The sequence below is a fragment of the Actinomadura sp. DC4 genome (assembly GCF_030406325.1).
Lineage (GTDB): Bacteria > Actinomycetota > Actinomycetes > Streptosporangiales > Streptosporangiaceae > Actinoallomurus.
Map to the genome: position 1 here is coordinate 40,751 of NZ_JAUEQY010000033.1, position 21,811 is coordinate 62,561.

A 21,811-nucleotide genomic window follows, 5' to 3' on the forward strand; every position below is an offset into this window, starting at 1 on the left:
TCCGCCCTGCCGGCGCGCGTGTTGCGCTGGATGAGGACGGTTCCGTGACGAGAGGAACGATGCATGACTGCGGAAAGCCTGAAGGACACGGTCGCGCTGGTCAGCGGTGCCTCCAGTGGCATCGGCAGGGCGGCCGCCCGGCGTCTGGCCGCCGAGGGCGCCACGGTCGCGCTGGTCGCACGCCGTACCGACCGGCTCGAAGAGGTCGCGGACGGGATCCGCGAGGGCGGCGGCACGGCCTTGGTACTGCGGACCGACCTGACCGTTGCGCAGGCCGCCGCGGCCGCCGTCGAAGCGGCCGTCGCCGAGTTCGGGCGCCTGGACACCCTGGTCAACGCCGCCGGGGTGATGCTCAACGGGCCTTCGGACCAATCCCCGCTGCGGGACTGGGATCGGATGGTCGACATCAACCTGCGCGGCCTCATGTACGTGACCAAGGCGGCCCTGCCGCACCTGCTCACCGCCGTCCGCACCGGCCGGCGTACGGTCGCCGACGTCGTCAACGTCTCCTCTGTCGCCGGACGGTTCGCCGCCCCCACCGTCGCCCTCTACAACGCCACCAAGTTCGCCGTCACCGGCGCCACGGAGGCATGGCGGCAGGAGTACACGGCCCGTGACCTGCGTTTCTCGGTCATCGAACCAGGACGTACGCAGAGCGAGCTGTTCGACCAGAAGGACAACTCCGCCGGCGACTTCGCCGCGGCGTTCGGCGAGGTCGAACCGTTGCACGCCGAGGACGTCGCCGATGCGATCGCCTACATCGTCACCAGCCCCCGCCGCGTCGCCGTCAACGAGATCGTGATCCGGCCCACCGACCAGCCATGAGCATCGGAGAACGGCGGGCTCTGCGGCATCTCGCCCACATGGTCGCGAGTGGATCTTCACCGTCGGTGATCTTCGAAGCGGTCGCGGGCACGCTCGGCCGCCTGATCGAGGCGGATCACGTGACGATCAATCGCTGTGAGATCGACCAGACGATGTCGATCGTCACGGTCTGGAGCGCGCCGGGGGTTCCCGGCATCGGTCTCCCGTTCGGCGGACGCTGGATCGCCGGAACGGACACCCCCTCGGCGGCCGTGCTGCGGACTCACCGTCCGGCCCGGCAGACGACCGAGACGATGGAAGTCGAGGTTCGCGGCTGGCACGAGGAGCACCGGATCGGTCATGCCGTCGCCTGCCCCGTCGTCGTCAACGACCGTCCGTGGGGGACGATGGGCGCCTTGTACCGCGACCCCGAGCCGCCGCCGGATGACGTCGAGGACCGCATGGGGGAGTTCGCGGATTTCCTGAACTGCGTCATGACCCAGGCCGAGACCCATGCGGAGCTCATCGCCCTGCGCTCCCGGCTCATCACCACCGCGGACGCCACGCGGCGCCGTTTCGAGCGCGATCTTCACGATGGCGTACAGCAGCATCTGGTCACTCTCGCGCTCCAACTGGGCGATGCCGAGGCGCGCGTGCCTCCGGAACACCAGGAACTCAAGCGGCGGCTGTCCGGCACCGTCCAGGGCCTCTCGGACGTCCTCATCGAGCTCCAGGAGATCTCGAGAGGACTGCGGCCACCCATCTTGGCGCGACGCGGCCTGGAGGCCGCCCTCGCGGAACTCGTGTCCCGTTCGCCCGTACGCGTCGAGCTGGACATGGCCGTGGACCGGCGTCTTTCCGAAGAACTCGAGGTGACCCTTTACCGCGTCGCCTCAGAGGCGCTGACGAACGTGCTCAAACACGCACACGCCTCACTGACGCGGGTCCGTCTTCATCGGGACGGGTCAAGGATCCACCTGGCGATATGCGACGACGGCGTCGGGGGAGCCGACACCACCCGTGGCTCCGGCCTCACCGGTCTGAAGGATCGCGTGAACGCGCTCGGCGGCACCGTCCAGATCACCAGCCCCGCCGGAAACGGCACATCCGTGCTCATGACGATCCCGTGTATGTGAATGCCCGGCGCAGGACACTGAGGCCTGGCTCGAAATGGTCCCTTGTACGAGGAGTCCTTCGTGAGCGTTGACACGGCCGCCGGTGTGGGCCTGGCCGCGCTGTTGCTCGTGTGCGCCGTCGTGGTCGTGCACGTCCGGGTCCGGCGGGGTGTGCCGCTGGGGCTCGGCGTGGGCGGGGGAGCCGTACGCGAGCTCGGCGCCGGCCTGGCGATCGGCTCGGCCGCGATGACCGCGCTGGCCGCGACGCTGCTGGTCACCGGTTTGGCGGACGGCGGCCGGGTGGGCTTCGACCCGGGGCGGCTGGGGCTCGGCCTGGTGGTTCTGGGCGGGGCCGCCGTCGTGGAGGAGGTGGTCTACCGGTCGGTGCTGCTGACCGGCCTGAGCGTGCTCACCCGCCGGCCCGTTCTGGCGCTGGTCGCCTCGGCGGCGGTGTTCGGCGCGGTCCATCTGGCCGGCAGCCCGGACGCGACCCTCGTCTCGGGGCTGAGCAACGCCATGGGCGGCCTGATGTACGGCGTGGCGTTCCTGCGTACGGGCCGGATCTGGATGCCGGTCGGCATCCACTTCACGTGGAACTTCGTCCAGGGCACGATCTTCGGTTTCACGGTGAGCGGGGAGACCGCCTACTCAGGCGCCTTCCTGCATCCCACCGTGAGCGGCGCCGGCTGGCTCACCGGCGGCGCGTACGGGCCCGAGGGCAGTGTCCTGTCCCTGGTCGCCCGCGCCGCGATCATCATCATGGTCCTCCTCGCCACCCGTCGAGGTCGGCGGCTCGGAAAAGGACGCGAAGGCCCCCGGCCGGCGATGACGCCGGCCAGGGGCCCTCTTCGCGCGATCGTCAGTCGTCGGCCCCCGTCGGCGGGATGAAGCCGCCCGGCACCTGGTCCGGCGTGTAGACCTTGGTCTCACCCGGGTAGGGCGTGGACCACCCTTCCGTCTGATACCACGTGTAGTGGTTCATCTGCGCGGGGTTGGCGTAGTCGGCCGTGGCGTTCGGCCCGGTCAGCCGCTGGTGGGACTTCCACTCCTCCCACTGCGCCGCCATCGACCGCTCGCTCGCCGGCACCTTCGTGGACGGCTGGGCGGCGGCGAACTGCGGCGGTACGGGGTCCGCGCCGCAGGCCGGCACGGGCGACACGCCGAGGGTCAGCGAGGTGCGGTTCGGCACGGCGCTGAACGGCGTGTAGTCGGCCTTCTTGGCGAACGCCGCGGCCATCGGGGTGGCGGCGCTGTCCTTCTGGTTCATCGGGTGGATCCCGAGGATCTGCTCGATGGTCCGGATCATCGTGATCTGGGAGTAGTAGTGGCTGTCGACGGTGCCGTGCCGGGCCCAGGGGCTGATGATCTGGATCGGGGCGCGGTGGCCGTCGACGTGGTCGAGGCCGGCCTGGGAGTCGTCCTCGACGACGAAGATCGCCGAGTCCTTCCAGTACTTGCTGTGCGAGATGGTGTCGACCATCTTGCCGACCGCGAGGTCGTTGTCGGCGACCTGGGCGGCCGCGTTCGGCGGGCCGCCCGTGTGGTCGCTGGACAGCCAGAACATGTTGAGGTCGGCCGGCCCGTTCGCCTCGAAGTCACGCTTCCAGATCTCGTACCGGTAGATGTCCGGGACGCTGGTGTCGAACTTGGGGAAACCGTGCACCGACACGTCGTTGAGCGACGGGATCGGCGAGGACGAGTTCAGCGGGTAGGCGGTGTCCTGCCCGGTCGAGGCCATGTTCCTGGTGTCGCAGTAGAGGTTCTGCCAGGTCGCGCCGGCCGGCTTGGCCAGGAACTGATGGAACTCACCGAAGTCCCGTACGGTCCGGTGCGCCGCCTGCGCCCCGGTCCAGATGAAACCGGTCCGCTGGTGGCCGAGGGCGTCGTCCTCGGTGTCGTAGCTGCGCAGGTACTCCCCGGCCGAGGACTCGGTGTACTCCGGGTCGTCGGCCTGCATCAGCCAGTTGTGACCCTCGGCGGAGTTCGTGCCGATGTCGTACGTGTTGTCGTACAGCCCGAACTGGTCGGCCAGCGCGTGCTGGTTCGGCGTCACGTTCTCGCCGAACTGGGCCAGCGCCGGGTCGCCGTCGCCCTTGGCGATGTCGCCGTAGAGCTGGTCGTAGGTCCGGTTCTCCTTGACGAGCAGGAACACGTGCTTGATCACCGAGGGGTCGCCGAGCCGCTGCGGGACCGGCACGGGCCTCGGGTGCCCCCGGCCCCTGGCCCACTGGACCGAGCCCGCGGTCCAGCCGTTCTGCTGGAAGACCCTGGCGGTGTAGGACCTGATGACCCGGTCGTTCGGCAGCGTGAACCGCTGCAGGCTCGACGTCGTGTCGTGCGTGCCGTGAGGGGAGCCGTCGGCGAGGCGGCGGGCGTCGACGCCGCGGGTGTTGGAGACCAGCACGTCCTTGCCGACCGTGGTGATCTCCGCGGGGAAGTAGTCCGTCGGGAGCAGGCCGACGTAGCCGACCGGCTCCAGGGGCCTGCTGTACCGGTAGACGGCGACCGCGTTGGCGCGGCCGAGCGTCACCAGCAGGTGGCCGTCGTCGGTGAGCGTCACCGCGTCGGGCTCGTAGCCCACCGACGCCTCCGGCCACGGCTGGGTGGCGATGGTCTGGACGACCTTGCCGCGGGCGGTGTCGATCACCGACACGTTGTTGGTGGCGGTGTTGGTGACGAACAGCGCGCCGTTCTTGGCGTACAGGGCGGTCGGGTGCAGCCCGACGGCGATGCTCGCCGGGGCGGCGGTCGGGTTCGCCAGGTCGATGACGCTGACCGTGCCGGTGGTGGTGGCGCCGGTCTTCGGGTCGGCCGGCACCTGGGTGTTGTAGGAGTTGATCGTGGTGTCGCCGGGCCTGGCCGGCCGCCCGCCCTCGTTGCTGACGTAGAGCTTCGTCCCGACCATGGCCAGGTCACGCGGGGCGTTGCCCACCGCCCAGCTCTGCTGGATCGCCCCGGTCGCCGCGTCCATGGCGACCACACGGTTCTGCCCGTTGACGGCGGCGTACGCCGTCTTGCCGTCGGCGGAGAACACCGGCGCGGCCACCAGCGCGTGCTTGGGGCCGTCCGCCGGGATCTTGATGGACGTCGGGGCGGCGAGCGTGCCGTCCGCGTTGACGGTGAACCTCGTGTAGCCGTCGGTCTGGCCGAGCCACAGCTGCGAACCGTCGGGCGAGTAGGTGGGGCCCTCCTGACCGACGTCGTTGCCGCTGATGCGCAGGTCCGCCGACGCGGAGTTGCCGACGAGCTGCTGCACCTTCCAGCTCTTCAGGTCAACGATGGCGAGCGCGAACCCGCCGTCGGTGATCGAGGCCGCGAGGTGGGTGCCGTCCGGGCTGGCCGAGGACGACATGATCTTGCCGCTGTTGATGACCAGGCGCTCGCCGATCGGCTTGAGGTACTGGTCGCTGGAGGCGACCTGGCCCTTGGCGGTGGTCTGGCCGACCTGGTCGAAGCCGAACTCCCGCGTCGAGGCGTACGCGATGCCGGAGCAGACGGCGAGGACGGCGACGGTGGTGGTGCCGGCGGTTACGAAGCGCATCCGGTGGCGGCCGCGTCTGCCGAAGAGCCCGGAACGGGCCTTCACGACGCGCCGGCGGGTGACCTGCATGGGGATCAGTCCTTCGCGGTGCTCGTGAGCAGGTCGACGTTTCCGTCGAACTGCCACAGGGGGTTGGGTGCGTCCCCGGTGGCGGTGCGCACCGGGAAGTAGCCGTTCACCTCCTTCGGGCCGTCGCCGTCCGCGACGTACCGCCCGTCGGTGGTGACGTCGAGCTGATAGATGGCGTTGCCGACGGCGCTAGTACCGGGGAGGTGCCAGTACACGACGCACCGCCAGTCGTTGCCGGGGCCGTGGTCGGCGACGCGGGAGCCGCCCTTGTCGCAGGACGCGGTGGCCTTCAGCCGTGGCTCGGTGACGTCGGGGCGATGGAGCTCCCGCGTCTGCAGCCGGTAGAAGTGGGCGTACGCCGTGGCGAGCGAGTCCTGCAGCTTGGACCGCTCGATCCCCGAGCCCTTGACCGGGGTCGCGGCGGTGAGGACGACGACGGTGACGGCGACCAGGCCGGCCAGGGGCAGCACCCCCGACAGGAGGGCGCGCCGGCCCGACCCGTCGTAGGCCAGGTCGGTGAAGTCGCGGCGCAGGAACAGGCGGTAGGCGAAGGCGGTGGCGACGACCGCCCACGCCAGGCTCACCACGATGCCGACGACGAGAGGGCCGGTCTGGGCCGGGCTGGTGAAGAGCCCGCGCCAGGCGAGGAAGGCGTGGCTCGGCAGGGCCAGCTGTACGGCGACCGGCAGCGGAAGCAACTGCGTGAGCTGCAGCGCGAAGGCGAGGAGCGCGGGCAGCAGCAGCCCCATGGTGGAACGACCGAGGGCCACCGAGCCGAGGAGGCCGACCGCGGCGAACGCCAGCGTCGGCGCCAGCACGCAGAGCCAGGAGAGCAGGACCGTACCGGCCGCGTCCCCCGGGCCGAGGAGGTGACCGTCCAGGCCGGCGAGCGGGCGGTCGCCGACCGCGGCCAGGCCGCCGGCGATGCCCGAGGCGGCCAGCCCGGCGACCAGCAGCAGGAGCACCGTGAGGGTGGCGAGGCCCTTCGCCACGAAGATCCTCCTCGGCGAGCGGACCGCGACGAGGAGGTGGCGCCAGGTGCCGAGCCGGTCCTCGGTCGCGAAGACGTCGCCGGCGACCAGCGCCGTCAGCAGCGGGAGCGCCCAGGCGCGCGAGAAGTCCAGCACGACCAGCGCCCCGGCCCAGCCGGTCGTGTGCATCCAGCGGCCGAAGACCGTGTCGGCGGGCAGCGCGCTCTGCTGGCTCACCACGGCCACGAAGACCGCGGGCGCGATCCAGCAGGCGAGCAGCAGCACGCGGATCCGCCACTGGGAGACCAGCTTGACCAGCTCGAACCGGTAGCCGCGCAGCACCGGCGCCGGCCGGGCGCCGGCCGCGGGCGGGGCGGTGGTCGCCGTCATCAGAGGTCCTCCTCGTCGGTCTGCCCGGCCCCGGTCAGGGTCAGGAACGCGGCCTCGAGCGGCGACACCACGGGCGCCAGCCCGCGTACCGCCACGCCCGCGTGCACGAGCCGCACCACCAGCTCGTCGAGGACCGGTACCGGCCCGCGGACCACGAGCACGTCGGCGTCCGCCCGGCCGTCGCGGGCCGGCGCGACGTGGAGTCCCGGGGTGTCCAGCGCCACCGCGCGGGCGGCCTCCGGGTCGGAGGTCAGCAGCCGGTAGTCGAGCTCGCCGCTCTCGGCGGCGAGTTTGCTCACCGGCCCGGCGAAGACGACCCGCCCGGTGGAGAGAAGGGTGACCTCGGAGCACAGCGCGGCGAGGTCGTCCATCCGGTGGCTGGACAGGACCACCGCGGTGCCGTTCTCCGCGAGCTCGGTGATGACGCGGTGCACATGGCGCGTGCCGGCCGGGTCCAGGCCGTTGGCCGGCTCGTCGAGCACGAGCAGCCGCGGCGTGGTGAGCAGCGCGGCGGCCAGCCCGAGCCGCTGGCGCATGCCGAGTGAGAACCCGCGGATGCGGTCGTCGGCGACGTCGGTGAGCCCGACCCGCTCCAGCGCGTCGTCCACGCCGGCGGCGTACCCGCGCAGCGAGGCCAGGGCGGAGAGGTTCTGCCGTGCGGTGAGGGACGGGTAGAGCCCGGGTCCGTCGACGAAGCCGGCGACGCCGCCTGGAACGGCGAGCGTCCGCCCGACCGGCGTACCCAGGATCTCCAGGTCTCCGCCGTCCGCGACCGCCAGGCCCAGCAGCAGGCCGAGGAGCGTCGTCTTGCCCGCGCCGTTCGGGCCGACCAGCCCGTGGACCTGCCCGCTCGCCACATCGAGGTCGACACCGTCGAGTGCCACCACCTCACCGAAGCACTTCCTGATCCCGCGAGCCCGGACCGCGGGGCTCCTTTGCATGTCCGTCTCCCTTGGCTTGATCTTCCGCACGGCACCCTAAGGATCGTGAATTGCCATGGGGGGGACGTCCAGTCGAACTTTGGGCGAACCTTGTTGAACCCGTCGTACGGCGCTCTCAGGCACCCGCCTGAGCCTGCGGCCCGGTCACGCGTCAGGATCGCGGTATGAGGGTGAGTGCCGCCGCCACGTTGCTGCCGGTCACGCCGGTTCTGGGCGTGGTGATGGCGGTGCTGGTCGTCGCCGCCGCGGCGGTCGCCGCGGTCGGCCACCTGGGGTACGGGCCGGCCGTGCTGGGCTCCGGCGTACGCGCCGGGCTGCAGCTCACGGCGGTTTCCCTGGTGATCGCCTCGATCACCCGGTCGATCCCGCTGACCGGGGCCTTCGTCGCGCTCATGTACCTCGTGGCGGCACGGACCGCCGGGCGGCGCATCACGACCGGCCGCGCGGCGTGGTGGGCGGCGGTGCCGATCGGCGCCGCGACCGCGCCCGTCGTCGCGTTGCTGCTGGCCACCGGGCTGGTCCCGCTGCGCGGCATCACGATCATCCCCATCACCGGCATCCTCATCGGGGGCGCGTTGACCGCCACGTCCCTGTCCGGCCGCCGTGCCGTCGAGGAGCTGACGCAGCGGCGCGGGGAGGTCGAGGCCGCCCTGTCCGTCGGCCTGCCGGACCGCGACGCCGCACTGGAGATCTGCCGGCAGCACGCGGCCACCGCGCTCATCCCGGCGTTGGACCAGACCCGTACGGTCGGGCTGGTCACGCTGCCGGGCGCGTTCGTCGGAATGCTGCTGGGCGGCGCGTCACCGGTCGCGGCGGGCGCGGTCCAGCTGTTCGTCCTGATCGCCCTGCTGGCGGTGGAGTCCGTCGCCATCGTGATCAGCATCGAACTCGCCGCACGCGGACGGTTCGGCCGCCCGGACGCACGACGGCCGGTACGGGCACGGTGGCGAGCCGGCATCGCCAACCGCCGCCGTCAGGTGCCGGGAGATCCACGCGACTCGTGAACCGCGGATCTCGAGAGGCGCTGGAGACGGCCGTCTAGACCGACGGTGCCCCGAGCACCGCCGGCGGCGCGTACGCCGAAAGGATCGCCGCCAGGTCGGCGAGATCGTCACGGCGCGGGACGCGCTGGGAGAAGACCCGGCCGGCGTCGTCGGACAGCGTGAGCGTGCCAGGCCCGGACGACAGCCGTACCGACGCCACGTCGGCCCACGCCACCGCGCGCCGCCGCGGCCACCGGCCCAGCACGACGCGGCCCGGTCCGACCTCCGGCGTCGGGGACCATCGCCGGATCCAGACGCACAGCAGGAGGACCAGGCCCGTCACGGCCAGATACGGGGTGTCCCAGACGATCGCTCGTACGAAGTCGAAGCCCGCGCCCAGGACGGCCACACCCGCGATCAGCAGCCAGGTGCGCGCCATCCGCGGTCCGGGGGTGTACGGCCGGCGCGTTCGGGCCAGCGCCTCGGTCAGCCGTACGCGGAGCACGGGGACGCCAGGCGCCCAGACGGCGAACGCCTCGGCGACGGCCTGCTCGTCCCGGACCGGCAGTTCGACCACCGCCGAGCGCGGCCCGCCGGCGGCGTCCCTGAGCCCGACCACCAGGACGACCGAGCCGTACCGGGAGGTCAGCAGGATCTCCGCGACGTAGGGCCAGGCGGCCTTCCGCCCCCTCGGGCCGCGCTGCGACATTGGGCGCTCGCCGTCGACGAGCACCCGCTCGCGGTACCGGAGCCCGCGCGCGCCGACCTCCAGGACCCGTACGGGCCACAGCGCGGCCACCGCGAGCACGGCCGGGAGGACCATGAACACCCAGTCCGAGGCTCCCCAGCCATGCCGGTAGGTGTCCTCAAGATGCGCGAGGACGGCGAACACCGCCGCGACGGCGAAGAAGACGCCCCACTCGTCGGTGAGCAGCCGCGGCGACCGAATCCGGAAGCCGTCCGAGCGGTCCATGGGTCCCCCTCCTACACGATCGGATCATCGGTGGGACGCCTGCCGGCCCCATCCGGTTTCACCGCGGGCCGTACGCGCGCAGGAGGCCTGCTCATACGCGTGTCCCCTGCCAGGTGAGGGTGATCGGGCTGTCCTCGGTTCCCTCCTTCTTCGTGACGACGATCCTTCTCACGGCCCCGGCTTCGACGAGTGTGGGCCTTATCCGCACTTCAGGTCCGCTGTAGGAGCCATCGGTCAGGCGTTTCAGCTTCAGGTCATCGTATTTCGGGACGTTGGCGCCATGCGCTGCGACGGATGTGTCCCAGTGCAGGATGACACCGCAGGGCGGAGCGGCGCACGGGTCGGGCCTGATCTCGGCCGACCGCCGGGTCTTGCGTTCCTCCTCATAGATCCACGACCAGTTGGTGTCCGGGACCTTCCCCCTGAGCGTGCCGTCGCTGAGCGCGTACGTGCCCACGAGGTCGCCCGAAGGCTGAGGGGTGACGGTCGGGCCGGCCGGCGTCGGGGTCGGGGTCGGCACGTGGACGGGGTCGAGGCCGGGGGAGCTCGGCACGGCGATCTGCTTGAGGACGGAGTTCAGCCGGGCTGGTGAGGCGACGAACTCCGGTCCAGGAGCCCCGACGGCGGCGGCGATCTGTTCGAGGGGCTGTCTTTGCGGCCGCGGGACCTTGTAGCCGATGATCCGGAAGTCCAGCCGGACCCCGGTGCTTTCGGCCCTGTCCCGGACCTTCTTCCGGAAGGCGGCCTTGCCGGCGGAACAGGCGTCGGTGCCGTGCGAGGTCACCACGATGATCCTGTTCCCTTTGCTGCCGTGGAAAGGGTAATGGCCAGAGAAATCGTCGGTGGCGGCGAGGACGCCGCTTTCGAGCGTGGCGTTACCCGATGGGGTGAGCCTGTGCACCGCAGTGCTGATCTTTTGGGCGTGTCCGGTGCCCGCGCCCACGACGGCAAGGGTGTTGTCCTCGTCGCCGCAGGCGCCGCCGAACCGGCGTAAGGACATCGAGTCGCCGTCGGCGGAATTCTCCGCGGCCGCACCTAGGGCATCCGCGACAGCGGTGTAGTCCTTGCCCTCCGCGGGCACCGAGGTGTCGACGAGGAACGCGGTCCGGTAGTCCGGGATGGAGCGGAGCACCAAGAAGACGGCCGCGCCGATGAACAGCAGTGCGACTACGGACACGATCAGCAGGACGCGCGGCCATCGCCCGCGCCGCAGAGCCCCGGTCCCGTTCACGCCTTTTCCTCTCGCGCAGCAGGATGAGCCGGGCCGCCGCGTGACCCGCGCCATGTCCGACATCATCAATGATGTGGAAGATCACTGTCGGTGTTCGGGAAATTACGCCGCCGCAGTGTGGAACCCCCGGATCCGCCGCAGGAGATCCCCTCGGCGTGGCCCGCAGGTCGCCGTGGGACGGCACCGGCCCGGCGCCGCGGATCGTGCCGGGACCCTGCGGGAGACGACTGCCCAGGCCCGGCGGGATTTCTTCCAGATTGCGGTCCGCTGACCGGACCGCAATCTGTTCAGCGCCCCTTTCCTATGGCGGAATCCAAGCGACACACCGACCCCGATCGGAGGTGAATGACATGGAGGAGATCGCGAAGCTCGTTCTGGCCGGCTCGGCCGAGGGTGGCGCTCTCGGTGAGTACGCACGCGAATACGCGGGCGTATCGCCGAACCACGACAAGAAGGACAACTAACGGTCCGGAAAGTCGCCGGCGACGGTGGGGGCGTGGCCTTTGCCCCACCCCCACCGTCGCGGCCGATGGATGAGGGTGAATGCGAGACACAGAAACGCCCATGTTGATGCGCATGAACTCCTATTCCTGCGCGCTTTCCCGCCGGACCCTGGACTTCCAGCAGCGGATGTTCGAGTTCGGTGTGCGCCCGGTCGCCGCCGACGCGCCCGCCGTTCCCTGCGTCATGGTCCTGAGCCGCGCCGCCGACCGCGAGATGGACGCGCTGTCGCTCGAACTGGCCTCCAGGGGCGTACGGCTGGTGCGGATCGACAGCGACCGCAACGCCGACGTGTCCCTGTGCGTCACCGACGACGGACGGGTCGAGGTGAACGGGGAGCCGTTCGCTCCCCGGGTGCTGTGGCTGCGGCACTTCGACCTCGCCGCCATCCCCCGTACGGAGGCCGAGCATGGTGACTACCTCGCCCGCGAGTGGGACGCCTTCCTCTCCTGGGCCGTCGCGAATCCGGCCTGGCGGCTCGTCAACCGCCCGGTGCGCGAACTCGACCGGATGACGCAGCTCGCCGGTGCGAAGGCGGCGGGCCTCACGATCCCCCGTACGGTGCTGACCACCGACCCGCGGCGCGGCCTCGCCACGCTGGGTCGGGCACCCGGCGGCTACGTGATCAAACCGCTCGGCGACCACTGGCTGGAGCCCGAGCCCGGCTCGCTCGACAGCCTGTTCCCCAAACGCGTCTCCCGCGTGGAGCTCGAAGCGGCGGGCCCGGAGCCGGCCCCGCTGCTCGTCCAGGAGTTCGTCGAGGCCGGCCACGAGCTGCGGATCTTCGTCGTCGGGGACGAGATCGTGGCGTTCCGCGTGGACAAGCGGTCCGCCGAGGACCTGTGGACCGACCCCGACAGCGTCGAGGTCACCCCCATCGACCCGCCCGGCGCGCTCGTGGACACGCTCAGAGGGCTCTGCGACGCCTGGCGGCTGAACGTCGCCGCCTTCGACCTGCTCGTCACCCACGACGACCTCGTCTTCCTCGAGGTGAACGTGACGGGCGACTGGCTCTGGTTCGAGGACCGCGCCGGGTCCGCCCAGGTCTCCAAGGCCGTCCTCCGGTACGTCGAGGACGCGGGAGGACCGCGATGAGGCTGAAGGTCTCGGAGAACGCCGCCATGTTCTGGGACGGCGGCCGGCTGGTGTGGGACGACTATGTACGCCGTCGCCAGTTCGAGCTGACCGAGCGCGCCGAATGGCTGTGCCGGTGGTTCCGCGACTGGCGCGACGCCGAGAGCGTGACGAGCCTGGGCGCGGACGAGGCGGCCGCCGAGGGGCTGCGCTCCTCGGTCGCCGAGCTCGTACGGGCGGGCGTGCTGATCACCGAGGACTCCGCGGAGCGCGAGACCGAGCGGCTGAACGCCTGGCAGGACTGGGGCACCGCCGCGCGCTACTACCACTACGCCACCCGGATGCACGGCGACACCGTCGCCGCGGACGGCGAGGACGACGCGCGCAGGATCCGCGAGAAGGCGCAGGTCACACCGCCTCCGGCGCCCTACCGCGCGTTCCCCGGGCACCCGTTCACGCCCGCTCCCGTCTCCCAGGAGGCCCAGGCGTTCGGCCGCTCGCTCGAAGACGTGCTCACGTCCCGCCGGACCACACGGCGCTTCGACCCCGGCCCGATCGGCCTCACCGAGCTGAGCACGCTGCTCGAAGCCGCGGCCGGCCCGTCCCCGACGCGCCCGCGGTCCGCCGACGACGAGACGTTCGGCAACGTCTTCAAGACGAGCCCTTCCGGCGGGGCACGGCATCCGATCGAGCTGTACGTGCACGCCCAGCGGGTCACCGGCCTCCGGCCCGGCTTCTACCACTTCGACCCGGTCCGCCGGGGGTTCGAGGATCTCGGCGTCGCGTGGTCGAGGGACCAGGTCGTACGGTCCGCCGCCGACCAGGCGTGGATCGGCGAGGCCGCGGCGGTCGTCTACTACACCGCGGTGCTCGCGCGCAGCCGGTGGAAGTACGGCATCGGCCGGACGTACCGGATCGTCCTGATGGACCTCGGTCACCTCAGCCAGACCGTGTACCTGCTGGCCACCGCGCTCGGCCTCGGGGCCGGCTTCTCCGCCGCCATCCGTGACGAGGAGATCGAGAAGGCGCTCGGCTGCGACCCCGACCACGAGATCCCGCTGGGGGTGACCGCCCTCGGCCGGCCGACCGGACTGGACCAGGTCGCGGCGGCGCTCTCCCGTCCGCCCGCCTGAGATCGGAGCACCTGGTGAACGAGAACCCGAGCATGCTCGCCGCGCTCGTGGACGACCTCGACGCGTTCGCTACCCGGCTGCCGACGGAGCCGATCCTGTCCAAACGGCCGGCCGAGCCGCTCCGCGCGCTGATCGACTTCGACGCCGTCGACCGGCTGCTGAGCGACCACGCCCTCCGGTACCCGTTCGTCGAGATGATCAAGGACGGCGCGCGGCTGCCGAAGGAGCGGTTCCTGACCGGCCCGGTCGGGCTGCCGAACGGCATCAGCGAGCTGGCCAACGCGACGCTGGTCGCCGGCGAGCTGGAGAACGGCGCGAGCCTCGTGCTCAACGACCTGCACTTCACCTGGCAGCCGATCGCCGGCGCCTGCCGCCACCTCTCCCACGAGGTCGGCATGCCCGCCCACGCGAACGCGTACCTGACCCCCCACGGCTCGCAGGGCTTCGACCATCACCACGACACCCACTCGGTGTTCATCGTCCAGACCGAGGGCAGCAAGACCTGGCAGCTCTACCGGCCGTTCCTGCCGCTCCCGCTGGAGCGGCACGCGTGGCCGCGTCAGGTCCTGCCGCCCGAGGAGTGGCACCGGCTGCGGGAGCTGCCCCCGGACCACGAGTTCGTCCTGGAACCCGGGAACGTCCTGTTCATTCCGCGCGGCTGGATTCACAACGTGTTCGCCACGGACGAGCCGTCGCTGCACCTGACGGTCGGCCTCGCCGAGACCAGCCGCCACTCCATCGTGCCGACGCTGGTCGAGGCCCTGGCCGACGACCTCGACCTCCGCCGCGACCTGCCGCTGCGGTTCGCCCAGGACCATGACTCCGCCGAGGAGGCTGTACGCTCCGTGCTCGCGGACCTGGCGCGATGGGCGGGACAGGCCGACGTGGCCGGGCTCGCCGCACGGGTCGTGGCCGCCCAGCGGGCCAGGCTGCTCCCCGCGCCGAACCGCCCGCTGTCCTCCGTACGGCCGGACGGGCACGACCTTCCCGCGGCCGTCGCCGTACGCCACGAGACGATCGCCGGAGTGGACCGGCCCGGCGACCGGACCGAGCTGCACCTGGGGGACCGGGTCCTGCGCTTCACCGGCAGGGCCGCGGCAGTGCTCGACCTGCTGCTGAGGGCCCCGTCGGTCACGCGGCTCGACACGCTGGCCGAGGACTGGCCGCCGGAGACGGTCGAGGCGACCGTACGGACGCTGCTCACCGAGGGAGTCCTCGTGGCGGCCGGTGAGCGCGTGGATGGCTGAGCCGGCGACGGGGACGCGGCCGGACGGCGTCTGGCACGGGCGCGGCGACTTCGCCCGGCTGTGGGTGGGGCAGGTCCTGTCCTCGGTCGGCAGCCGCGCGTCGGGTACCGCGTTCGTCCTCCTCGTCCTCGCCGAGACGCACTCGCCCGTCATGGCCGGCGTCGCGGGCGCCTTCGCGACGGGCGGTTTCCTCCTCGCGCACGTGTTCGGCGGCTCGCTCGCCGACCGGCACTCCCGGCGTACCGTCATGATCACGTGCGACCTCGTCTCCACCGGCACGCTGGTCGTGTTCGCCGCGACCCTGCTCACCGGCGGGCTGGTGTTCCCCGTGGCCCTGGGGATGTGCCTCGTGGACGGCCTGGTGTACGGGGTGTTCACGGTGACCGAGGCCGCGGCGGTCTCGGTGATCGCGGAGGGGGACCGGCTGCCCCGCGCGCTGATGCTCAACCAGGCGCGCTCCTACACCGCAGGCCTGTCCGGACCGCCGCTCGGCGGGTTCCTCCTCGGCCTCGGGCGCGTGGTGCCGTTCGCCGCCGACGCCGTGTCCCACGTGGTCTCGCTCGCACTGATCCGGCGGATCCGCTCGCCGCTCGGCCGGCCCGACCGAACCGGCGGCCTCGACCGGCGGGCGCTGACGCAGGGCTGGCGCAACGTGCTGAGCAACCCGTTCATCCGGCTGACCGGCGGCTTCGTGGCGACGACCGACTTTCTCATCAACGCCCTGCGCCTGGTCGTCATCGTCTTGGCGCAGCGGGCCGGGGCGTCGCCGGTCGAGGTCGGGCTGCTCTTCGCCTGCGGGAGCACCGGGGGCATGCTCGGCGCGTTCGCCGCCGCGCGGACGCGCACGAGACCGTCCGCGCTGCGGGTCTTCGTCATCGCGGTGCCGCTCGGGACGGCGGTCCTGTTCGGCCTGCTGTCGGTGAGCCGGGGGGTCGCGATCGGCGTGGTGTACGCGCTGGTGTTCGCCGCGTGGCCGCTGTGGCAGGGCCTGGTGACGGCGCGATGGATGACGCTGGTCCCCGACGGCGAGCGCGCCCGTACCTTCGCCGCCGTACGGCTGATGACCTCGACGCCGTCCCTGTTCGCCGAGATCACCGGGGGATGGCTCGTCGTCCAGGCCGGTCCGCAGCGGGCCTGTCTCATCCTCGGAGTCGCGATGGCGCTGGTCGGGTTGGCCGCGGCGCTGCCGGCCTCACGCCGCGTGCTGTCCGCCTACGCCGGCTGACCCCGCGTCTCATCGGGCGGCGAGCCCGGCGCTGATCGACCGGCCGGCGTGAAGAGTGGTGTCGGCGAGCCGGGAGAGCCGGTGCGACGGAGTGACCACGGCGCACAGTGCGGCGATCGTACGGCCGGAGCGGTCGCGCAGCGGAACGGCGACGCAGCAGATCCCGTCCATCACCGTCTCGCGGTCGAAGGCGACACCACGGGTCCGGATCTCGACGCTCTCCCGCTGCCACGAGCCGGGGAACGGGCCGACCGGCAGGTCCGGGCCCGCCTCGGCCACCAGCACCTTGCCGGCCGCCGTCGACCAGGGGTAGGTGGTGCCGGGATTCATCGGGACGAGCGGCTCGACCTCGCCGCCCACACCGCCGACGACCATCGCGCGTCCCTCGTGCAGCACGCAGACGCCCACGGACGCGCCGGTGATCTGCGCGAGCCGTCGCGCCGGCCGGTACGCGGCGGTGCGGAGCCGGGGGTGCGGCTGCCAGTCGTGGCCGAGGCGGAAGATGCGCGGGCCGATGCGGTAACGGCCGCCGTGCCGTTCGACCGCGCCGAGCCCGACGAGCTGTTCGAGCAGCCGGTGGGTGGTCGCCTTCGGTAACCCGCTCTCGGCGGCCAGCGCGGTCAGGCCCGCCTCCTGCACCCGCCGGACCGCCTCCAGTAAGCCGAACGCCCCCTCCAGCACTCCTCGGCCACCGGTGGATCCGGCCGCCCGGTCGACGTGAAGTCCGGAAAAGGGCGGTTCGACGTTCACGCTCGTGCTCCTGAGGTCGCTATTCGCCGTCAGAGGCTCATATTCTTTGAGGAAAGTATTCGACCGCTTTCAAAACGTTTGTTCGTGTCGCAAACAGCCATTCCGGGTCCAGCTCATGGTGAGCGCGGAGCCGATCATTGACAACAGCCCTCACGGCAAAGGCCGATTTCGGCCAACCGTTGTTTTCCGAAACTCAATGCGAACCGTTCGGCGGCCAGAACCGCAGGAAAGCGTTCGAGGTCCTCAAGGCCTTTCGAGTCGCGATCCGGCGGCGGGCGGCGGTGCCGCGGCGTCACATCGCCCGGTCCGGCACACGGTGAATCGGCACGTGCGCGAAGCGGCTCATCTGGTGCCCGCGTACAGCTCGACCCGTAGGTCGTCGCCGTCCTTCACGACGTAGGTCGCGCCCGTCGTGCCGGTCCACCCCGTCGGCAGCAGGTAGTACCGGTCTCCGCGGGCGATCAGGAGCCGCAGACCGGTGTAGCGGTGGTGGTACCTGCCGCCCTTCGGGAGCTCCCCACTGAGGACGCCGGGCCCGGTCAGCGCCAGCCGATCGGCGCTGTAGACCACGGCGGCGGTACTGCCCTGCAGGTCGCGTGCGCTGTTCCGGCCCGCCTGGACGCCCTGCGCGCTCGCGTACAGGCCCGCCGCCCACAGACCGCAGAGCGCCGCCGTCACCACGGCGATGGCGTACGCGTTCCGTCCCCCCGGTACCTGGCCGCGCCGCGCCCCCACCGCGAGGAGCGGGCCGGCGCCGAGCAGCGCCAGCAGGACGTAGGTGGGCACGGCGACGGCGCCCGAGAACACGTAGCCGAAGACGCCGGCCAGCCCGATCCCCAGGCCGAGTGCCCGCGTGAGCAGGCGGCGATTCGCGCGGATCCGGCCGGCGACGGCCAGGAGAGAGGGCGGGGCGCCCGCCGGACCGTCGGGCGGGACGGACCGCAGCAGGGTGATCACCAGTACGGCCACGACGCCGATGACGACGATCTGCGGGGAGAACAGGCTCAGGCCGCGCAGGGCGTACTCGGTGACACCGATGTCGAGGTTCAGGGGATTGACATGAAAGTGTCCCAGCCACGCGCTGGTGTAGGCCCAGCCCATGTAGACGAGCACGGTGCCGGCGAGCCCGACGTTGGCGGTGAGGAATCCCAGCATCGAAAGGAGGTCGGGGGTCCCGTTCCCCGTTCCCCCGGCTCCTGCGGCCGGGCGGGCGGTCACCCGTTCACCGGGCCGGGGACGCTCGCGTTCACGGACTCGACGCGGGTACCGGTGACGGTTCGGACGACGACGGCGGAGCCGTGCTGTTGCTCGGCGCGGGCGGCCGGGTGACCTTCATCGGCACCTTCGGGCGGCCCGCGGCGGGCGGGCAGTACGGCCGCACCGGATCACCGCCCTGGTTCTGGGACTGACAGTCCAGGCCCCCGGACTCGGCACCACGGCTCGACGACGACGCGGGCGCGGTGGTTCCCGGGGCACCGCCTCCCGGGCCGCCACCGCCTGGAGCGCCGCTCCCGGAGCCGCGGCAGCCCGCCAGCGCCACCATCAGGGCGGCGGCGGCGAGCAGCACGGCCGTAGCAAGCCGGCGGCCTAAACCATGGGCGTACGGCTCGGATGATCTTGATCTCCGCGTTGAGGGAGAGGACAAGGGGATCACGCTCCTTCGTCCGGCGTTCACACGTCCTCGCTTGAATGGTCACCTTTGATCTTCCGCACCGCCTGAGTAGGCCCTACTCAAATGCGCTCGGCCGCTGGGCGGGGCGCGAATCTGCCGGGTAGTTCCGCCCGCGCTTCTGCCTGGTCCGGGGTGGCTCCGCTTGCTTGCATTGGGGCACGGCAGCGGTCGCTCACCGAATACCGCGACCATGGATGAGGAGAGTCCGGGACTCATGAAAAGCCCCACGATGGAACGCGAATCCGGCCAGGCCGTCATCCCGATGTCCGACGACGACCGGCGCGCGCTGGTCAACACGCTGTACGAGGAGCACGGCCGGAGACTGCACGCGTACGCCGTCCGCCTGCTCGGCGACTCCCACCACGCCGAGGACGTCGTGCAGGAGGCCATGCTCCGCGCCTGGCGCAAGGCCGACAGCCTCGCCCCCGGACGCGGCTCGGTCCAGGGCTGGCTGATGCGTGTCGCGCACAACGTCGCGGTGGACCGGATCCGTGCCCGCCGGGCCCGGCCCGACGAGGTGGAGGAGACCACCGGCGAATACGCGTCCGCCGAGGACCACGCCGCCGCGGTGGTGGAGTCGGTCTTCGTCGAAGCGGCCCTCTCACGTCTGTCACCCGCACACCGGCAGGTTCTGCGGGTCGTGTACTTCGGCGACCACACGGCCGCCCAGGCCGCGGAGCTGCTCGGACTGCCCGTCGGCACGGTGAAGTCCCGCGTCTATCACGCGCTGCGCCAATTGCGGATCCACGTCGAGGAACTGCAGGCCGACTCCGGCGACATGCCCCCGCGCCGGTAAGTCTCCGTCTCCTTTTCCCGGACGTGGCCGAGGCCGCGTCCGGGATCTTCGTGTTTCCGCCCTGATTTCTTTCCGCACAGGCAGAACTACAGGCAGAATTAACGGCGGAACTGAAGACGAGGAAGGGGCGGCTCATGGCGGACGCAGGAGCCTTCGGCGAACTCCTGCGGCGTCACCGCCACGCGGCCGCGCTCACGATCGAGGATCTCTCCGCCGCCTCCGGGGTCAGCGTCCGCGCGATCGGCGACATGGAGCGCGGGCGCAGCCGCGGCCCCCAGCGCCGTACGGTCGCGGCGCTCGCCGACGCGCTGGGGCTGCCGTCCCCCGACCGCGAGGCGATCGAGGTCGCCGCGCGGGCCGGCCGGCCGCGTACGGGCACCGCTCCGTCCGGCGGTGGTTGTGAGCTGCCGAGACGTGTGGGCGACTTCACCGGCCGCCGGGCCGAGCTGGACTGGCTCGAACGCCTCGCCGCCAAGGCCGGAGACGACGGGCCGGCCACGATCGCCACGATCTCCGGGGGCCCGGGTATGGGCAAGTCGGCCCTCGTGGTCCACGCGGCCGTGCAGCTCGCCCCGTACTTCCCCGACGGGAGTCTCTTCGTCGACCTGCGCGGCATGGACGCCGCCCCGGTCGCCGCCGGGGCGGCCCTGTCGCGGCTGCTGAAGGCGTTCGGCGTGGCCGAGGGCCGGATCCCGCACGACGAGGAAGAACGCGCGGGGCTCTACCGCTCTCTGCTGGCCGACCGGCGGAGCCTCATCGTGCTCGACAACGCCGCCGACGAGGCCCAGGTGCGCTCGCTGCTTCCCGGAGGCGGCGGCAGTCTCGTCCTCGTCACGAGCCGCCGCTCCCTGGCCGGTCTGGAGGGGGTGCACCAGCTGCCCCTGGCCGGGATGCCGCCGGGGGACGCCGTCCAGATGCTGCGCGGCATCGTCGGTGAGGGCCGCCAGGGCGACGGTGACCTCGACGTCGTCGCCGAACTCTGCGGCAACCTGCCGCTGGCCATGCGCATCGCGGGCAACCGGCTGCTCAGCCGCCCCGGCTGGACGGCCGGGCACCTCGCGGGACGGCTCGCCGACGAGGAGCGCCGGCTCGACCTGCTCTCCGCGGGGGATCTGCACGTGGGCGCCGCGTTCGCCCTGTCGTACCGGCATCTGTCGGCGCGCGCGGCCGAGCTCTTCCGCCGGCTGGGGCTCGTGCCCGGGCCCGACTTCGGGGCGGCGATGGGGACGCTGCTCACCGGCGGGAGCCTGGACGACGCCGAGGACGCGCTGGAGGAGCTCGTGGACCTGGGGCTCCTGCAGGCGCCCTACCTCGGCCGTTACCGGTTGCACGACCTGGTGCGCCTGTACGCCCGCGCGCGGCTCGCCGACGAGGAGCCCGAGACCCGCGAGGCCGTACGCCGGCGCATGAACGACTGGCTGCTCGACGTCACGGTCGTGGCCGGCCGCTGGTTCGAGCCGGCGTACGGTGAGCCACCGGCCGACTACGACGGGCTGGTGCCGCTCGACACGCGTGACGAGGCGCACGTCTGGCTGGAGGGGGAGAGCGCCAACTGGCTGGCCGCGCTGCGGTCGGCCGCCGCGGAGGGCCGGCACGCCCGTGTCGTCGAGGTGGCCGGCGCGATGCACTGGTTCTCCGACCGGCTGGTCCACTGGGGCGTCTGGCGCGAGGTGTTCGAGCTGTCGAGCGGCGCCGCGAACGCGGTGGGCGACCGCCGCGCGGAGGCCGTGCACCTCAACTACCTGGCGTGGGCGCTGTCCTACTGCGAGGGACGTCACCAAGAGGGCGTCGACTGCGCGCTGCGGGCCTACGAGCTGGCCCGTGAGCTGGGCGACCTCTCCGAGCAGGCATGGGCGCTGCAGTACGCCGGGCTGGCCCTGCGGGGCATCCCGGGCTCGAACGAGCGCGTCGCCGCGTACGCCCGCGACGCCGTGGCACTGTTCAGCACCGCGGGCGACTGGGACGGCTACTACCAGGGCATGGGCGCGGTCGGCGACTCGCTGCGTCGCCTGGGCCGTACCGACGAGGCACTCCGGCACCTCAACGCACTGGTCGGCGAACTGCGCGACCCGGAGGGGAAGGGCACCGCGTACCTCCGCGAGGCCACGATGGGCCGCACGCTGGCCCGCATCGCCGCCTGCCACGTCGCGGACGGCGACTGGTTAGCGGCGGCCACCACCCTGCGGACCTGCCTGCCGCTGGTCCGTGAGCACGGCAGCGTGGTCGAGGTCGCGGACCGCTGCTACGAACTGGGTCAGGCGCTGCACGAGCTGGGCGACATCCCCGCGACGAGAGCGGCACTGGAGGAAGCACTGGCCGGCTACCGCTCCTTGGGCGACGAACGCGCCGAGACGGTGACCAAGGAGCTCGCGAGCCTCGACGGCTGAGAGCTCCG

The 21,811-nt window shown here is 71.9% G+C and carries 17 protein-coding genes; 10 read left to right on the top strand and 7 right to left on the bottom strand.

What is annotated here, in order from left to right; all coding sequences use genetic code 11:
• Positions 1-63 precede the first annotated feature (63 nt).
• From QWU11_RS38680 to QWU11_RS38690, 3 genes are read left to right on the top strand one after another with little or no spacing between them, the layout of a single operon-like run.
• Positions 64-825 (top strand): SDR family NAD(P)-dependent oxidoreductase, encoded by a 762-nt coding sequence (locus QWU11_RS38680; RefSeq protein WP_290119516.1) that lies wholly within the window; start codon positions 64-66, stop codon positions 823-825.
• Entirely contained in the window at positions 822-1,940 is a 1,119-nt protein-coding gene (locus tag QWU11_RS38685; protein WP_290119517.1) for a GAF domain-containing sensor histidine kinase, read from the top strand. Before QWU11_RS38680 ends, QWU11_RS38685 begins: the two co-directional genes overlap by 4 nt.
• Before the next feature lie 60 nt (positions 1,941-2,000).
• Complete coding sequence (locus QWU11_RS38690; protein WP_290119518.1) at positions 2,001-2,807, top strand: CPBP family intramembrane glutamic endopeptidase; 807 nt, start codon at positions 2,001-2,003, stop codon at positions 2,805-2,807.
• On the opposite strand, the gene QWU11_RS38695 is transcribed toward QWU11_RS38690, so the two are convergent.
• The 3 genes from QWU11_RS38695 to QWU11_RS38705 are packed head-to-tail and all read right to left on the bottom strand — an operon-like array spanning position 2,779 to position 7,831.
• Positions 2,779-5,529: an alkaline phosphatase family protein gene (locus QWU11_RS38695; RefSeq protein ID WP_290119519.1), complete on the bottom strand. Its 2,751-nt coding sequence runs from the start codon at positions 5,527-5,529 to the stop codon at positions 2,779-2,781. The genes QWU11_RS38690 and QWU11_RS38695 overlap by 29 nt on opposite strands.
• Positions 5,530-5,534: 5 nt before the next feature.
• Complete coding sequence (locus QWU11_RS38700; protein WP_290119520.1) at positions 5,535-6,890, bottom strand: hypothetical protein; 1,356 nt, start codon at positions 6,888-6,890, stop codon at positions 5,535-5,537.
• Positions 6,890-7,831: an ABC transporter ATP-binding protein gene (locus QWU11_RS38705; protein WP_290119521.1), complete on the bottom strand. Its 942-nt coding sequence runs from the start codon at positions 7,829-7,831 to the stop codon at positions 6,890-6,892. Before QWU11_RS38705 ends, QWU11_RS38700 begins: the two co-directional genes overlap by 1 nt.
• Positions 7,832-7,995: 164 nt before the next feature.
• On the opposite strand from QWU11_RS38705, the gene QWU11_RS38710 reads away from it, so the two are divergent.
• Complete coding sequence (locus QWU11_RS38710; protein ID WP_290119522.1) at positions 7,996-8,835, top strand: ABC transporter permease; 840 nt, start codon at positions 7,996-7,998, stop codon at positions 8,833-8,835.
• Between the two features lie 34 nt (positions 8,836-8,869).
• On the opposite strand, the gene QWU11_RS38715 is transcribed toward QWU11_RS38710, so the two are convergent.
• On the bottom strand, positions 8,870-9,787 hold the full coding sequence (locus QWU11_RS38715; RefSeq protein ID WP_290119523.1) for a hypothetical protein: 918 nt from the start codon (positions 9,785-9,787) through the stop codon (positions 8,870-8,872).
• Positions 9,788-9,878: 91 nt separating this feature from the next.
• Positions 9,879-11,018: a hypothetical protein gene (locus QWU11_RS38720; protein ID WP_290119524.1), complete on the bottom strand. Its 1,140-nt coding sequence runs from the start codon at positions 11,016-11,018 to the stop codon at positions 9,879-9,881.
• A 576-nt stretch (positions 11,019-11,594) separates the two neighbouring features.
• Between QWU11_RS38720 and QWU11_RS38725 the strand changes: the two genes are divergently transcribed.
• From QWU11_RS38725 to QWU11_RS38740, 4 genes are read left to right on the top strand one after another with little or no spacing between them, the layout of a single operon-like run.
• Positions 11,595-12,614: a hypothetical protein gene (locus QWU11_RS38725; protein ID WP_290119525.1), complete on the top strand. Its 1,020-nt coding sequence runs from the start codon at positions 11,595-11,597 to the stop codon at positions 12,612-12,614.
• Positions 12,611-13,726, top strand: coding sequence for a SagB/ThcOx family dehydrogenase (locus QWU11_RS38730; protein ID WP_290119526.1), 1,116 nt, complete (start codon positions 12,611-12,613; stop codon positions 13,724-13,726). The genes QWU11_RS38725 and QWU11_RS38730 overlap by 4 nt, the downstream gene beginning before the upstream one ends.
• A gap of 14 nt (positions 13,727-13,740) precedes the next feature.
• Complete coding sequence (locus QWU11_RS38735) at positions 13,741-14,973, top strand: cupin domain-containing protein (RefSeq protein ID WP_290119527.1); 1,233 nt, start codon at positions 13,741-13,743, stop codon at positions 14,971-14,973.
• Positions 14,966-16,198: an MFS transporter gene (locus QWU11_RS38740; RefSeq protein ID WP_290119528.1), complete on the top strand. Its 1,233-nt coding sequence runs from the start codon at positions 14,966-14,968 to the stop codon at positions 16,196-16,198. Before QWU11_RS38735 ends, QWU11_RS38740 begins: the two co-directional genes overlap by 8 nt.
• Before the next feature lie 9 nt (positions 16,199-16,207).
• Here the strand turns inward: QWU11_RS38740 and QWU11_RS38745 are convergent, their stop codons facing one another.
• Both QWU11_RS38745 and QWU11_RS38750 read right to left on the bottom strand, forming a co-directional pair.
• Entirely contained in the window at positions 16,208-16,948 is a 741-nt protein-coding gene (locus QWU11_RS38745) for a helix-turn-helix domain-containing protein (RefSeq protein ID WP_290119529.1), read from the bottom strand.
• Between the two features lie 342 nt (positions 16,949-17,290).
• Positions 17,291-18,103, bottom strand: coding sequence for a hypothetical protein (locus tag QWU11_RS38750; RefSeq protein ID WP_290119530.1), 813 nt, complete (start codon positions 18,101-18,103; stop codon positions 17,291-17,293).
• A gap of 731 nt (positions 18,104-18,834) precedes the next feature.
• On the opposite strand from QWU11_RS38750, the gene QWU11_RS38755 reads away from it, so the two are divergent.
• Both QWU11_RS38755 and QWU11_RS38760 read left to right on the top strand, forming a co-directional pair.
• On the top strand, positions 18,835-19,416 hold the full coding sequence (locus QWU11_RS38755; RefSeq protein ID WP_290119531.1) for a sigma-70 family RNA polymerase sigma factor: 582 nt from the start codon (positions 18,835-18,837) through the stop codon (positions 19,414-19,416).
• A 134-nt stretch (positions 19,417-19,550) separates the two neighbouring features.
• Complete coding sequence (locus tag QWU11_RS38760) at positions 19,551-21,803, top strand: XRE family transcriptional regulator (RefSeq protein ID WP_290119532.1); 2,253 nt, start codon at positions 19,551-19,553, stop codon at positions 21,801-21,803.
• The last annotated feature ends 8 nt before the right edge of the window (positions 21,804-21,811 follow it).